Annotated in this window: 12 protein-coding genes; 8 read left to right on the top strand and 4 right to left on the bottom strand. The window is 43.4% G+C overall.

Annotated elements, in window-relative coordinates; genetic code table 11:
* Position 1 precedes the first annotated feature (1 nt).
* The 3 genes from aroC to OPS28_RS15040 all read left to right on the top strand — a co-directional run bounded on the left by aroC (position 2) and on the right by OPS28_RS15040 (position 3,293).
* Positions 2–1,105 carry a chorismate synthase gene (aroC, locus tag OPS28_RS15050; protein ID WP_265610285.1) on the top strand — a complete coding sequence of 368 codons (1,104 nt, stop codon included), beginning with the start codon at positions 2–4 and terminating at the stop codon, positions 1,103–1,105.
* Between the two features lie 72 nt (positions 1,106–1,177).
* Positions 1,178–2,305 (top strand): MFS transporter, encoded by a 1,128-nt coding sequence (locus OPS28_RS15045; RefSeq protein WP_265610284.1) that lies wholly within the window; start codon positions 1,178–1,180, stop codon positions 2,303–2,305.
* 43 nt (positions 2,306–2,348) lie between these two features.
* Positions 2,349–3,293 carry a hypothetical protein gene (locus OPS28_RS15040; RefSeq protein WP_265610283.1) on the top strand — a complete coding sequence of 315 codons (945 nt, stop codon included), beginning with the start codon at positions 2,349–2,351 and terminating at the stop codon, positions 3,291–3,293.
* A gap of 13 nt (positions 3,294–3,306) precedes the next feature.
* On the opposite strand, the gene OPS28_RS15035 is transcribed toward OPS28_RS15040, so the two are convergent.
* The 4 genes from OPS28_RS15035 to OPS28_RS15020 form a co-directional block, all read right to left on the bottom strand.
* Positions 3,307–4,848 carry a SpoVR family protein gene (locus tag OPS28_RS15035; protein WP_265610282.1) on the bottom strand — a complete coding sequence of 514 codons (1,542 nt, stop codon included), beginning with the start codon at positions 4,846–4,848 and terminating at the stop codon, positions 3,307–3,309.
* Positions 4,829–6,121, bottom strand: a complete 1,293-nt coding sequence (locus OPS28_RS15030) for a YeaH/YhbH family protein (protein WP_265610281.1) — start codon at positions 6,119–6,121, stop codon at positions 4,829–4,831. The genes OPS28_RS15035 and OPS28_RS15030 overlap by 20 nt, the downstream gene beginning before the upstream one ends.
* Before the next feature lie 92 nt (positions 6,122–6,213).
* Positions 6,214–8,136: a PrkA family serine protein kinase gene (locus OPS28_RS15025; protein ID WP_265610280.1), complete on the bottom strand. Its 1,923-nt coding sequence runs from the start codon at positions 8,134–8,136 to the stop codon at positions 6,214–6,216.
* Positions 8,137–8,331: 195 nt separating this feature from the next.
* Positions 8,332–8,916 (bottom strand): Fe-Mn family superoxide dismutase, encoded by a 585-nt coding sequence (locus tag OPS28_RS15020; RefSeq protein WP_265610279.1) that lies wholly within the window; start codon positions 8,914–8,916, stop codon positions 8,332–8,334.
* A gap of 347 nt (positions 8,917–9,263) precedes the next feature.
* Between OPS28_RS15020 and OPS28_RS15015 the strand changes: the two genes are divergently transcribed.
* The 5 genes from OPS28_RS15015 (at position 9,264) to OPS28_RS14995 (ending at position 15,686) form a co-directional block, all read left to right on the top strand.
* The gene (locus OPS28_RS15015) at positions 9,264–9,617 is read left to right on the top strand and encodes a Grx4 family monothiol glutaredoxin (RefSeq protein ID WP_265610278.1); all 354 of its coding nucleotides are present in this window, start codon (positions 9,264–9,266) and stop codon (positions 9,615–9,617) included.
* A 105-nt stretch (positions 9,618–9,722) separates the two neighbouring features.
* A protein-coding gene (locus OPS28_RS15010; RefSeq protein ID WP_442864008.1) for an IS3 family transposase occupies positions 9,723–10,948 on the top strand; the annotation gives its coding sequence in 2 pieces (ribosomal slippage) (positions 9,723–10,110 and positions 10,110–10,948; 1,227 coding nt in all).
* A gap of 361 nt (positions 10,949–11,309) precedes the next feature.
* Positions 11,310–13,898 (top strand): TonB-dependent receptor plug domain-containing protein, encoded by a 2,589-nt coding sequence (locus OPS28_RS15005; protein WP_265610277.1) that lies wholly within the window; start codon positions 11,310–11,312, stop codon positions 13,896–13,898.
* A 158-nt stretch (positions 13,899–14,056) separates the two neighbouring features.
* Entirely contained in the window at positions 14,057–14,611 is a 555-nt protein-coding gene (locus OPS28_RS15000) for an RNA polymerase sigma factor (protein WP_265610276.1), read from the top strand.
* Positions 14,612–14,618: 7 nt separating this feature from the next.
* Positions 14,619–15,686: a FecR family protein gene (locus tag OPS28_RS14995; protein WP_265610275.1), complete on the top strand. Its 1,068-nt coding sequence runs from the start codon at positions 14,619–14,621 to the stop codon at positions 15,684–15,686.
* Positions 15,687–16,023 lie beyond the last annotated feature (337 nt).

The following is a 16,023-nucleotide window of genomic DNA, read 5'->3' as shown; positions in this document are numbered from 1 at the left end:
AATGGCAGGAAACAGCTTTGGGAAACTTTTTACCGTTACCACATTTGGCGAAAGTCACGGTATAGCTATTGGTGGAGTTGTAGATGGGTGCCCTCCGGGACTGGAGTTATCCGAAGCAGATTTACAAGTTGATTTAGATCGCAGGAAGCCGGGTACGTCACGCTACACCACGGCCCGAAGAGAAGAGGATGAGGTGCAAATTCTTTCTGGGGTGTTTGAAGGTAAGACCACGGGGACCAGTATTGGTTTATTGATTAAAAATACCGATCAACGCAGCCAGGATTATTCGAATATTGCCGACCGTTTTCGTCCAGGTCATGCAGATTATACCTATCAACAAAAATATGGTGGTCGAGATTACCGTGGTGGGGGGCGTTCATCAGCGCGTGAAACAGCAATACGGGTTGCCGCCGGCGCAATCGCCAAAAAGTTTCTAAAGCAATATTTCGGCGTTGAAGTGTCAGGTTACCTTTCGCAACTCGGGCCGATCAAAATTGATAATGTTGCACCGGAAATTAAAGAATCGAATCCATTCTTCTGTCCAGAACCTGCTAAATTAGAACAGCTAGATGCCTACATGCGAGATTTAAAGAAAACTGGCGATTCAATTGGCGCAAAAGTCACTGTTATTGCCTCAGGTGTTAAACCTGGATGGGGAGAGCCTGTTTTTGACCGATTGGACGCTGACATTGCCTCTGCAATGATGGGGATTAACGCTGTTAAAGGTGTGGCAATTGGTGATGGTTTCGACGTGGTTGAGCAACGTGGGAGTGAACATCGCGATACCTTAACGCCAGACGGTTTTACTTCAAACCATTCAGGTGGCGTATTGGGGGGGATTTCAAGCGGACAGGATGTTATTGTGGACGTAGCGCTAAAACCCACATCTAGTATTTCAGTACCAGGTAAAACGATTAACCTTCAAGGCGAAGAAATTGATATCGTCACTAAAGGACGTCATGATCCATGCGTTGGTATCCGCGCGGTACCAATTGCTGAAGCAATGTTGGCGTTGGTGTTAATGGACCACTGTTTACGTCATCGAGCCCAGAATGCGCAGGTAAACAGCGTTACACCTGATATCTGTAATAAATCAACTTCATAAGATCTTTTTATAGTGAATTTACCTCTTTCTGGCGAGCCGCGCGTCTCGCCCCTTAATCTTGTGCTCCTTTGCGTGACTTATTTGCTTTACTTCGGACAATTGGGCGTTTTGGTTCCTTACCTTGGTATCTTTCTTGACGGGAGAGGTTATTCTTCTGCTCAAATAGGTGAACTCTTTGCCATTATTACTCTGGCTAGAATACTCGGCCCTTCCCTTTGGGCCAACATCTCCGATAAGTCCGGAAAAACGCTTCGTGTGTTACAGCTAGGTTGTGTGCTCACGGTTATCTCATTTGCTACGATATTTTGGCAAGATACGTTCTGGGGGCTCGCATTTTCGTTCGGCATGATGATGATGTTTTGGACAGCGGTGTTACCACAACTTGAAGTTATTACCATGCAAACCGTTAAAGCGGCAGGCAGTAGCTATGGTTCGGTCCGCCTGTGGGGCAGTATTGGTTTTATCTTGCTCACAATCACCGTTGGTAAGGCACTGGATTATTTCACAACTGATATTCCCATTTATGCGAGCATGCTGACCTTAACCGCACTTATGTTTAGTACGTTCTTTTTGGCTCAACCAGCAAGAATAGAATCGGCAGAAGAACAGTCGGGCGATTTCTGGAAGATTATCAAACATCCGGCCTTTGTTGTTTTCATTTTATCGGCGACTTTGCTGCAAGTAAGTTTTGGTACTTATTATGGCTTTTTTACGCTTTATCTAAGAGATTTGGGGTATAGCGGACAGCAAACAGGGTTGCTGATCGCACTAGGAGTGGTTGCTGAAGTTATTATTTTTATTTACGCGAAAAACTTGCTCAATCGCTATAGCGTAAGAAGTTTGCTTATTATTTGTGGCGTGTTAACCGCACTTCGCTGGTATGCATTGGGCGCGTGGGGTAACAGTGACGCAGTGGTCATGTTCAGTCAATTGTTACACGCATTTAGCTTTGGTTTGACTCATGCTGCCTCGGTTCATTTTATTCATCATCATTTGCCTGCCCGCTTTCATAGTCGTGGACAAGCAGTTTATATCAGTGTGGCGTTCGGGTTCGGTGGGGCGTTAGGTAATTATATTTCGGGGCAAATATGGCAGCAAGGTGTGAATGCCTATCAATCGTTTACCTTCTCGGCAATCATGGCTTTGCTAAGTGCCTTCGTATTCGGTATTTTTTCGTTCAAAAAATGGCATAAATTGTAAAAGCAGAGTAGGGTAACTATACAGCGATTAGGAAGTGTAAGTAATGAAAAATATGTTAGTAATTATAGGGCTACTTATTCAAAGTGGGTTGGCGAATGCCCAGCCCTCCACGAGTAACATATGGTTGTTTTCGCTAAGCTACCAAGATGATACGCCACGTATTGAGCAAGCCAGAAAAATCACTGACAATAACGGCTATTCCAATCAGCCCCACTTTTTACCCGATGGTCAATCATTATACTTTACGCAAGAAATGGGTACTGGCGAAAATGCGCAAATGGATTCATTTGAATACCGCATTTTGCCGCAGCAACATACTAATCTAACCCAAAGCAAAACATCTGAATACTCTCCCACACCTTTGCCGATGAGTGACGGTTTTTCCGTAATCAAAGTAGATGAGGGCGGAAAGCAGTGGTTATGGGCGCATACCCAAAACAAAGAGTTGGTAGGTAAATTAATCGAGGCAGAACCGGTGGGTTATCATGTATGGACCTCAAAGGATACTGTACTTGCATTTATCTTAGGAGAACCTCATACGCTGCAAAGTTTGACACTTTCAGGTCATCAACACGTTATCGACGAGCATGTGGGGGCCAGTCTGTGGCCCATTCCAGGTACCGATATGTTCAGTTACACCAAAAATCCTGCGCCGAAATCACAACCGTGGACTTTAATGGCATTTGACAAAGATGCAGAACATTCAATTGTACTGGCCACTATGCCCGGTAATAACCAGTATATGGCTTGGACGAAGGATGCAAAAGCATTGGTGGTGGAGGGGACGACTATTCTTTCATGGTCGCTTGCGCCCACAAATGGTGACGGTGAAGAGCGAGGAAAGCCTGAGACACAGAGAATGACAAACGTTGATGAAGCCGATCGCTGGCAACCCTGGCTCGATATTTCCGAACAGTGCCCTGAGGGGGCAACTCGTTTGCATCTTGGGAAAAATGACGCGTATCTTGCTCTGGTCTGCAACGAATAACGGTATTTTTGTTTTACGCCGCAGATGGCGGCCGTGTACATTCTGCAATGACTTCTACTTCACCGTCAGCATTTTCTTGCTCTAAGCTTACATTGAACTTCCATAGGCGGTGCAAGTGGCGCATCACTTCATCTTTAGACTCCGACAACGGGATCTCGTGTTGGGGAATATAGCGAAGTGTAAGTGAGCGATCTCCTCTTACATCGACATTGTAAACTTGAATATTTGGTTCAAGGTTACTTAGGTTGTATTGGGCCGAGAGTTTTTCTTTGATGATGCGATAGCCCATTTCATCGTGAATCGCACTAACACTGACGTATGGCTTGTCTGAATCATCATCTACTGCAAACAATTTAAAATCACGAATAAGCTTAGGCGATAAAAACTGGCTGATGAAACTTTCATCTTTGAAATTTTTCATCGCAAAGTGAACTGTGTCTAACCAGTCTTTTCCGGCCACGTCGGGCAAATAGTATTTATCTTCTTCTGTAGGCTCCTGACACATCCTTTTTATATCCATGAACATGTTGAACCCTAACGCGTATGGGTTAATTCCCGAGTAATAAGATGAATTATATTCCGGTTGCTTCACGACGCTGGTATGACTATGCAAAAACTCCATCATAAAACGATCTGTCACTAATCCTTCGTCGTAAAGTTGGTTTAAGATGTGATAGTGCCAAAAACATGCCCACCCTTCGTTCATCACCTGAGTTTGTTTTTGGGGATAAAAATACTGGGAAATTTTGCGTACAATTCTCACTATTTCCCTTTGCCAGCTTTCCAGCAATGGCGCATTTTTCTCAATAAAGTACAATAAGTTTTCTTGCGGTTCTGCTGGAAAGCGTCTTTTTTCCGGCGCTTTACCTGCTTTCCCTCGTGGCAACGTGCGCCAAAGTTCGTTGACTTGTGTCTGCAAATAACGAGCTCGCTCTTTCTGGCGGCTTTTTTCCTCTTCTAAGGATAGTTTCTGAGGACGTTTATATCTGTCTACTCCATAATTCATTAACGCGTGACATGAATCTAATATATTTTCTACTTCTTCATAGCCGTATTTTTCTTCGCACTTAGCAATATAATTTTTTGCAAATACCAGATAGTCCACAATTGAACTGGCATCAGTCCAAGTTTCAAATAGGTAGTTCCCTTTAAAAAATGAATTGTGGCCATAACTCGCATGGGCCATTACCAGTGCCTGCATGGTAATGGTATTCTCTTCCATTAAATAAGCGATACATGGATCGGAGTTGATCACGATTTCGTACGCCAGACCCATGAACCCGCGTCGATAATTCTGCTCTGTTTGAATAAACTTTTTCCCATAGGACCAGTGCACGTAGTTAATAGGCATGCCAATACTCGCATAGGCGTCCATCATTTGTTCGGCTGTAATGACTTCTATCTGGTTTGGATAGGTGTCTAGTTTGAAATTTTTGGCGATGCGATCAATTTCTGCTTCGTATCGTTCAAGTAATTCAAATGTCCAGTCAGGTCCATCTGACAACATCTTTTCTGTATTCCTCTCATGTAGCATGCTAAAAGCCTCCCACAGCATCAGGTTGTTCCGTACGTTTTTTGAAAAGCTCACGGAAAACGGGAAAAATATCGCTGACGTCTTTAATGTGGCGACAAACGAAGTTATCCGCGATAGCGGCGACATGTTCGTATTCGCGCCACAAACTTTGATGCTGTCGATCGGTAATTTCGATATAGGCAAAATATCGTGTTACTGGTAGTAGACTTTTGAGTAAGAGCTCTGTGCAGTGCGGTGAATCATCGGCCCAGTTGTCGCCGTCGGATGCTTGAGCGGCATAGATATTCCAATCAGTGTTCTGATAGCGCTCTTTGATGATCTCATCCATTAATTTTAGCGCACTTGATACTATAGTACCGCCCGTTTCCTGCGAGTAGAAAAACTCTTCCTCATCAACTTCTTTGGCTTGTGTATGATGGCGGATGTAGACTACTTCAACATTTTCATAGGTTCGGGTTAAGAACAAATACAGTAAAATATAGAAGCGTTTGGCGATATCCTTAGTAGCCTGATCCATCGACCCAGACACATCCATCAGGCAAAACATCACAGCTTTGCTGGTAGGAATGGGACGACGGTCGTAATTTTTAAAACGTAAATCAAAGGTATCTATAAAAGGGATGCGTGCAATCTTCGCTTTGAGAAGCTTAATCTCCTCTTCGAGTTCCATAATTTCCAGTGTATTTTCGTGCTTATCGTCTTTTAGCGCCTGAAGTTTTTCTTCCAGCTCGCGTAATTTAGCACGATCGCTGCCTGACAAGGCAATTCGCCTGGCAACAGAACCTTTTAGCGATCGCACTATATCCAGATTACTTGGAACGCCATCAGTTTGATAGCCAGCACGATAGGTTTCATATTGGATGACCTTATCAAAATTAGTGCGCTTCAAATTGGGCAATGCAAGATCATCAAACAGTAATTCTAAATATTCATCTTTTGAAATAGAAAATACAAATTCGTCTTGTCCTTCTCCTGAATCACTGGCCTCTCCATTGCCGCCACCTTGCGCCCCTCCAGAAGGAGGACGGTTGATTCTGTCGCCGGTAGTAAATTGATCGTTTCCCGGATGAACAATGGACCGCTTTCCGCCTTTCCCGGTATGGAAAACAGGCTCTGTGATATCTCTGGCTGGAATACTGATTTTTTCGCCGGTCTCTAAATCGGTAACGGAACGGTTACCAACAGCATCCGACACTGCTCGTTTGATTTGCTGTTTGTAACGACGAAGAAAGCGCTGGCGGTTTACCGTGCTCTTACCCTTGCTATTTAGTCGTCTGTCAATAAAATGCGCCATAAGCCTCTACTTACTATATTGGTTTACTGCTACCCCTGCGCCAAAAAGACCTACGTAGAATCTTTTTGTGCACATGAGGATATCTCATAACCCTACGAGGCTTTACGCACTCGCAGATACCATTCGCAGAGCAGCCTGACTTGTTTTTGGGTGTAGCCTTTCTCCATCATCCGGTTTACAAAATCGTCGTGTTTCTTCTTATCTTCAGTCGAACCCTTAGTATTAAATGAAATGACCGGGAGTAAATCCTCGGTATTTGAAAACATTTTTTTCTCAATAACGGTGCGTAGCTTTTCGTAACTGGTCCATGCAGGGTTTTTACCGGCGTTGTTGGCTCGGGCGCGTAGGACGAAGTTCACAATTTCATTTCGAAAATCTTTAGGGTTACTTATACCTGCAGGCTTCTCTGTTTTCTCTAACTCAGCATTTAACGATGCGCGGTCAAACAGCTGACCCGTTTCTGGATCGCGATATTCTTGGTCCTGAATCCAGAAGTCGGCGTAGGTCACATAGCGATCGAACAGGTTTTGACCGTATTCAGAATAAGATTCCAAATATGCCGTTTGAATTTCTTTGCCGATAAATTCCACATACCGGGGGATCAAGTAGCCTTTGAGAAACTCTTTGTAGCGTTCAGAAATATCCTGCGGGAATTGTTCACGCTCTATTTGTCTTTCCAGCACATAGAACAGATGTACAGGGTTAGCGGCAACTTCTTGATGATCAAAGTTAAATACACGCGATAAAATCTTGAATGCGAACCGGGTAGACAACCCTTCCATACCTTCGTCTACGCCAGCGTAATCTCTGTACTCCTGATAAGATTTAGCTTTTGGGTCAGTATCCTTGAGGCTTTCACCGTCATAGACCCGCATTTTTGAATACACGCTGGAGTTATCTGGCTCTTTGAGTCGTGACAAAACGGTAAATTGAGCCAGACATTGCAACGTATCAGGAGCACAAGGCGCGCCCGATAATTCGCTGCTATCCAACAATTTTCTATAAATTTTTATTTCTTCACTGACGCGCAAGCAGTAGGGCACCTTCACAATATAAACACGATCTAAAAACGCCTCATTGTTTTTATTATTGCGGAAAGTTTTCCATTCTGACTCATTTGAATGGGCCAGAATTAGGCCATCGAAAGGGAGGGCCGAGAACCCTTCAGTGGGATTATAATTCCCTTCTTGGGTAGCGGTTAATAGGGGGTGTAGCACTTTGATCGGTGCTTTAAACATTTCCACAAATTCCATCAGCCCCTGATTAGATTTGCAAAGAGAGCCTGAATAACTGTAGGCATCAGGGTCATTCTGCGCGTATTGCTCTAAACGTCTAATATCGACCTTTCCCACTAAGGAGGAAATATCTTGGTTATTCTCATCTCCAGGTTCGGTTTTCGCTATACCCACCTGATCCAACACCGAAGGATAAACGCGAACTACCTTGAACTGACTGATATCACCATTAAGCTCATGTAATCGCTTTCGAACCCAGGGTGACATTATGGTTTTCAGATAACGTTTTGGTACACCGTACTCTTTTTCGAGCAGTGCCCCATCTTCATCTGCATCGAATAGACAAAATGGGTGGTCATTTACAGGCGAACCCTTGAGCATATAAATAGGAACTTTTTGCATTAATTCCTTAAGCCGTTCAGCGAGCGATGATTTACCGCCGCCGACAGGCCCGAGTAAATACAGAATTTGTTTTTTTTCCTCTAAGCCCTGCGCGGCGTGGCGTAAATAGGAGACGATTTGCTCAATGGCGTCCTCCATGCCATAAAACTCGTGGAAAGCTGGATAGCGAGCGATTACGCGGTTGGAAAAAAGGCGACTAAGGCCGGGATCGTTAGACGTGTCAATCATCTCAGGCTCACCTATTGCTTTTAACAAACGCTCAGCAGCGTTGGCGTAAGCCATTGGATCATCCTTGCAGATATCTAAAAATTCTTGGATCGTAAATTCTTCTTGTTTACGTTCTTCGTAGCGTTGTTGGAAATGTTCGAAAATACCCATGCGTACCTCTGGAAAAAACTGTTCCCCCGTATTTTCAGCTTAGTAGGTATTTGCAAAAGTGTGTGAAATTTTAAAGATTTTTAAGTATATCTTTGGCGTGAAAAGTCACAAAATGTATAAAAAATATACCTTCTGTCTGACTAAAATAGTTGTCAGCCCGCATAGATACGGGCTGTAGAAGAGCGGCTAAAAAACTTAGCTGCTAAAATTCTTGCTGGCAAAATCCCAGTTGATTAATGCCCAAAAACCTTCCAGGTATTTCGGACGCGCATTACGATAATCAATGTAGTAGGCGTGTTCCCATAGATCAACTGTCATGACGGCAGTCATGCTGTCGTCACTTACTGGCGTTTCAGCATTGCTGGTATTAACAATATCTAACGAGCCGTCAGATTTTTTAACTAACCAAGTCCAGCTTGAACCAAAGTTGTTAACCGCTTTGTCATTGAACGCGGCCTGGAAATCTGCAAATGAACCCCATTTGGCATTGATCGCATCGGCGAGTTCGCCGGAAGGTTCACCGCCACCATTTGGGCTTAGGCAGTTCCAATAGAAGGTATGGTTCCATACTTGTGCAGCATTATTGAATAATCCACCACTGGAAGATTTAATTATCTCTTCAAGGCTTTTATTCTCGTTTTCTGTACCTTCTACCAAGCCGTTTAATTTGCTCACGTAAGTAGCATGGTGTTTACCGTAGTGATAGTCCAAAGTCTCAGCAGAAATATGAGGTTCTAAGGCATTTTTTTCATAGGGTAATGCTGGTAATTCAAAAGCCATACGGGTCTCCTTATTGGTATTTAGTTTTTGCTGCTGCCTGATTTATAGCAAGCCTGTTCGCAATTTCAGGTCAGCAAAGGTCTAGGTTGTCATAATAATATTGGGATATTATTTCATAACCCAATGACAAATTTGAAATTTTTAACCAAAGTGTAACATTAGGGAATTGAAATCTTTATTTTTACCCTGATTATCATAGGTACTTTGGAATTAGAAAGATCACTTCGGTAAGGGGCGGGGAAGGGTTCAGTAAACTATGCTCGGCATGCCGTTAACTAATATGATAAAATTATGAGATGAGAAATAGGAACCGTAAAAAACGGTTTTTCAACTATTGAGAGGACTGGATGGAAAATACCGAGAATCAAACCACTGTAGAGCGTATCAAACAGCAAATCGAAGAAAATCCGATCCTGTTGTATATGAAAGGGTCACCAAAACTTCCTAGCTGCGGTTTTTCTGCTCAGGCATCGCAGGCGCTCATGTCGTGTGGTGAACCGTTTGCGTATGTTGATATACTGCAAAACCCTGACATCCGTGCAGAGCTACCTAAATATGCTAACTGGCCTACCTTTCCGCAATTGTGGGTAGATGGGGAGCTGATAGGCGGTTGTGACATTATTATTGAAATGTTTCAACAAAACGAATTACAGCCGCTGGTTAAAGAGACCGCAGAAAAACATAATAGCGACGCTGAATAATATTTTTCGTATCTCTTTTGATATAAAAAAAGCCCGACCTCCTTATCGGGCTTTTTTCCCTTCTATGACCCGTCCTGAAATAAGTTGACAGATTGGAGACTTATTATGGGAAAGGCAATTAAATCAATCTCTAAGCGCACGCAGCGTGATTATACCCAGGCTTTTAAACTAGCCGTTGTCGCCCAGGTAGAAAAAGGCGAGTTGACCTACAAGCAAGCACAAGCTAAATATGGAATACAAGGCAGAAGCACTGTTTTAGTTTGGCTTCGTAAGCATGGGCGTCAAGATTGGTATCGTCCGAGGTTAACTATAATGACTCACTCAAACCCGACTCCAGAGCAACGCATTAAAGAGCTAGAGCGAAAGCTTGAAGATGAAAAAATTCGTAATCTGGTACTCAATGAAATGATTGATTACATCGACACCACACAAGGAACCCAACTGCGAAAAAAGCTTGTCGAGATGGGGTTAGGAAACTCCAGAGCAAAGCTTAAATAAGCTTATCGCAACTGTGTCGTGTGATGGGTATCTCACGGCAGTCCATTTATCAGGCCGAAAGTCGCTGTCAGGCAAGAGCTAAGGCATTATTGCCTGTCTTGTGTATGGTGGCTGATATACGACGCTTTATGCCGAGGTTAGGCACTCGTAAACTGTATCATTTAATGAAGCCTAAGTTAGAAGCAGCCGGCGTCAAACTCGGGCGGGATAGCCTTTTTGACTACCTTCGCGCTCATAACTTGTTGGTCAAAAAGCCTCGTAATTACCACAAAACCACGGATAGTAAACACTGGATGAAGAAGCATCCTAACCTACTCAAGGGTTTGATTGTGAGCCGCCCTGAGCAAGTGTTTGTCAGCGATATAACGTATGTAGAAACGGATGTTGGCATCCACTATCTCTCCTTGGTTACAGACGCTTATAGTAGGAAGATCATGGGGCATGATGTTTCTCCAAGCATGACCGCCACAGATATCGGGCGCGCTTTAAAGCAAGCGATTAAAAGAAGAATGAGTCTAGAACCGTTAATTCACCATTCTGATAGAGGCAGTCAATACTGCTCACAAATATATCAAGACCAGCTCTCATCTAGCTTAATCACCCCGTCAATGACGGATGGCTACGACTGTTACCAGAATGCGCTTGCAGAGCGTATCAATGGCATCTTGAAGCATGAGTTTTTATTAACGAAATGTCGAACTGGAGAAGAGCTGAAACGTGCGGTGAGACAATCAATTGCGATCTATAATGAATATAGGCCGCATCTTAGTCTAAAAATGAAGACCCCGAATGAGGTGCATAAAAAAGCCAGCTGCGAAAGTCAGCTGGCTTAGTTAAAACCGTCAACATATATTAGGACGGTTCACTATCAGCGAAAATATCGCTGACCACTCACTCAACCTGCCAAGGTCTCACGCCCTCATATTTATCTGAAAGTACCGTGAATTTAATGATATTTAGTCTTGCCTAAATAGTTATAGACAGTCTAACAATTGAAATCCTCTATGGAGTGAAAAAATATATTTTTTTCGTCGAAAATTGTTTGTTTTTTATAAGGTTAGTGTTTATAAGAACACTGACTGGCAAAAATAGTTAGCCAGTGTTGAAAGGTTAATAAAAATTAAATTTCCCACCCCTGAACTATTGTTTCCCTAGGTTACAGGGCGAGGGGAATTTTCATTCCAGGAAACATATATGAAAACTTCACTGACACTTTTATCTAAAAATGTCCGCGCAGTGTTGGCAGCATCAATAACAGTTAGTGCGTTTGCTGCGACACCTGTTCTGGCACAAGAAGATACAGCCGATACAGTTGACAATAACGATGTCGAGAAAATAGCGGTTGTCGGTACTCGTGCTGCCCCCCGCTCAGTTGGCGATTCTGCGGTTCCGGTAGACGTCATCTCCGACGAAGAATTTAAAAATCAAGGTTCAACTGACATGGTCTCCATGATGCAGACCGTTGTACCATCATTTAACGTAAATGAGCAGCCTATTAATGATGCGTCCACATTAGTTCGTCCTGCGAACTTACGCGGCATGGCTTCTGACCATACTTTGGTATTGGTTAATGGTAAACGTCGTCACCGTTCTGCGGTTATTACGTTCTTGGGCGGCGGCTTATCTGACGGTGCACAAGGCCCTGACATCTCGGTAATACCCGCTGCTGCATTAAAGCAAGTGGAAGTACTACGGGATGGTGCCGCTGCCCAATATGGTTCAGATGCGATTGCCGGGGTAGTAAACTTTGTCCTTAAAGATAATGCCGAGGGCGGTTCTATCGAGGCTCGTGCAGGTGAGTTTTACGAAGGTGACGGTAGAATGTATCAAGTTTCTGGCAATATTGGTATGCCATTAACTGAAGCGGGCTTCGTGAACCTAACTGCCGAATACAGGACCTCTGATCCAACATCACGTAGTGTGCAGCGAGATGACGCTGCAGGGTTGATTTCCGCGGGGAACACATTTGTTGCTAACCCAGCACAAATCTGGGGCAATCCGGAAATCAAGGACGACATTAAGCTCTTTGCGAATTTAGGTTTAGAATTAAGTAACGACGCAGAAGCGTATATGTTTGGTAATTATGCTGAACGTGAAGTTGAAGGTGGCTTTTATTTCCGTAATCCGCATACACGAGGAGGCGTGTTTGATGGGGGCACTAACGAAGATGGCGAAGCGCTGTTGCTGGTAGGTGACCTTGATGGAATCGACCAAGGTATTAGCTGCCCAGATGTAGTAATCGGCGACAACGTATTACAAAGTCCTAGTTATGCGCTAATTGCAGACAATAGCACGGCTGTTGGAGCAAACTGTTTTGCCTTTAACGAGATGTTACCTGGCGGTTTCACCCCGCGCTTTGGCGGTGTCGTAACTGACATGTCACTAGTGTTTGGTACTAAAGGCGAGTTTGCAAACGAAGTTGGTTATGATGTAAGTGTTAACTTGGGTCAAAATGAGATTGATTTTGCTATCTCTAATACCATCAACCCGTCACTCGGTCCTGATACCCCAATGTCGTTTAAACCAGGCAAGTATATCCAAAGTGAACAGACGCTTGATATCGACTTGACTAAGCCGATAGATGCTGGTTTGTACGAGCCAATCTATCTTGCTGGTGGTTTCCAGTATCGTCATGAGACCTATGAAAGTATAGCGGGTGACCCTGCTTCTTATGCCATTGGGCCACTAGGTAGTCAGGGCTTCGGTATCGGCTCAAATGGTTTCCCAGGCTTGTCAGCGCGAAGTCAGGGTGAAGTCTCACGTCACAACATCGCTTTTTATGTTGACGCTGAAATGTACTTAACCGAATCATTTATGCTTGCTGCCGCCGCACGTTACGAAGACTTCTCCGACTTTGGGGATACGTTAAAGGGTAAATTAGCCGCTCGCTGGCAGATGACTGACAGTTTTGCACTGCGTGGTGCTTATTCAACCGGCTTTAAAGCCCCGACTCTTGGCCAAAGTAACGTAAGAAATGTTACCACTGCTTTTGGTACGGATGGTGAGCTAATAGACCGGGCGACATTGCCTCCAACTGATCCAATTTCAGTGTTAAAAGGTGGTGAGCAATTGACACCAGAAGAATCCACCAGTATGAGCGTGGGTTTGGTTGCTGATTTTGATAATGGTCTGTTCATGACAGTTGACTATTACAATATTGAAGTAACGGACCGCTTAAGTACCGCGTCTGGAATTAAATTAACTGACGATGACATCGCACAGTTGTTAGCACAAGGTGTGAGCGATGCATCCAGTTTCACGGAAGTAAGCTTCTTCACTAATGACTTTGACACCACTACTGAAGGTGTCGACGTGGTAGCTAACTACAGTATGGATATGTGGGATGGAGAGACTAAGTACTCACTAGCCTACAATTGGACCTCTACTGAAGTAGACCAAGCTTCAGATAATATCTCGCCTTATCGTGTAAGAATGCTGGAAAATAACCTGCCAGCTGTACGTTGGAGTTTCACCACTACCCATGAGACGGGTGACTGGCGTTTCCTAGGTCGAGTTAATTACTTTGGCAGCATCTATGAAGACCACTTAGATTCAGCTTTAGATATTCCTAAAATCAGTTCTGAAATCACCTTAGATTTGGAAGCAGCTTATGCTTTTGCTGACAATTTTGAAATTGCGATAGGTGCTAAGAATGCATTGGACGAATATCCTGATGAAAATACGCTGTGGGATACAGAAGTCGCTGGTGCTCAATATCCAGTAACTTCTCCTATCGGTATTAATGGTGGTTTCTACTACGTTAGAGGCATCTATACCTTTTAATAGGTGTTAAAGCGAGAGGGGCATTGGGCCCCTCTATTTTGCTTGTAATTAGCGTTTGAAAAGTTCGATAGTTGTGAATCAAACGTGACAATGAGCACGAAAAGCTGGCAGAATGGCAAAAAGTGTAAATATCAAAGTACACATATAAGAATAAAACTATGACTAAACAGTCGACTCTTTCCGCCACCTATATAAAGTATCGCTCGAAGTTAATGGGAGCGATCAGCTCCATTGTCAGTATGGACGATATAGAAGATATCGTTCAAGAAGCCTTTATTAAGAGTTATGAAGCTGAATTAAAGCAGGAAATTCGCTATGCGCGAACGTACATGCTACGAACAGTAAAAAATTTGGCCCTTAATCATGTATCCAGCGCCGCCAATACGCGTCATCAGGCTATGGATGATATGGACACACTTCCTCACGAGTTAGTTGGGCATACGCTTGAAAAACATGTTGAGAGTAAAGAGCGATTTATTAATTTCTGTCGAGCCACAGATACACTTTCTCCAGAAGTAAAACGCGTGTTTTTGCTTAAGAAAGTCTATGGAATGAAGCAAAAAGAAATCGCCGAATTGGTCGGCCTAAGTGAAAGCACGGTAGAAAAACATGTAGCAAAAGGTTTGCTTCATTGTAGTCAATATTTAGCGACATTGAATGATGAAGGGGATGAGCAAATTTCATCTATCTCCGCTAATCACGATACGAAGTAGTAACGGCATGAACAATATTAGTCAATTTTCCAGTAAAGATACGATTCACCAACAGGCATCTGAGTGGATCAGCCGTATTGATCGTGGTTTGACGCCAGCAGAGACCAAAGAGCTACAACACTGGGCAACGTTGTCCTCAAGTCATCGCAAGATGCTGTTACAAATCGCACAGTTATGGGATGACATGAGTGTGATGAATGAATTATCAGGCTTGTTCCCATTACGAGAAGCGCAAACTCAGCAAGTCAGCCGCTTGCGTAAATTGGTAAAACAGGCTCGTTGGAGTGTTGCAGCTGGCTTTGCTTTGATGGCATTAGGTGTAGGTATGATGATGGATTGGGCTTGGGTTGAACGGACGCCTGAAGCAGTCATTGTGCTACAGCAAAAGGTTGAAACTGCCATCGGTGAACAAAAAAACATTACGTTGTCAGATGGTTCAATCGTACATTTAAATACTGATACCATAATTGAAGTTACCTATACCGATAGTCAGCGATTAATTGATTTAATTCGAGGCGAAGCGCATTTCACGGTGGCCCATGATAAACAACGCCCTTTTTCCGTAAATGCTGGGAAAAATTCTGTCACCGCCGTAGGTACCGCATTTAATATGCAGTATGTCGAAAATCAAGCCTTTGAACTGGTTGTGACAGAAGGACGGGTATTAGTTAAACAAAATGATAGCGATGAGTCGCAAAGTGGTGTGCAGTCACTTATTACTAGAAAGCCTATAGCGACCGAGGGCCTGTTGATGTTTTCTGGTGAGAAAGCAATGGTGCAGGGTGCGGTTAAGCAAAAACATAATGTGAGTGAAAACGACATTGATGAAGATCTGGCCTGGCAACAGGGGATGATTGTTTTCAAAGGCGAACCTTTGTACAAAGTGCTTCAGGAAATAGGGAGATATACGCCAATACAATTTAAACTGATGAATGAAGAACTCAATGATCGCCGTGTGGCAGGCTTTTTCAAGGTAGGCGATATAGACGGTTTGTTGTTTGCTTTAAAAAATAGCTTTCAAATTGAACACACGCAGAAACTGGATGAAGTAATTGAGCTCAGATCAGCTGGATAAATTAAAGCAAAGCGAATTTTTGCCTTACACTATCGTTAGTTCCTGACATCTTCTGATAAACTTAAGTAGTTGAGATATTAATGTAGTTCGTGTAACTATGGGCAAAACTATAATAATTACAGAATAATTTGCGCAGGCATTTGATAACCTCTCAGACATGTTTTGTTACTCGTAGCCGACTTTATTACGAGAAACTTTCGTGCGCCTCATTTTTGCATAAATGCAGAGTGCTATTTACGCTTTTCTTTGCAGGCATCTCTTTAAATGTTGTTGCCGATGCTAACCCGAAAATTCACTTCTCTATATCGAAACAAAAAGCGGATAGCGCGTTAACTGA

Source organism: Alteromonas sp. ASW11-130 (genome assembly GCF_026183735.1).
Classification (GTDB): Bacteria; Pseudomonadota; Gammaproteobacteria; order Enterobacterales; family Alteromonadaceae; genus Alteromonas.
Note: the sequence above shows the minus strand (reverse complement) of the source record. Positions and strands in the feature narration are given on the sequence as shown.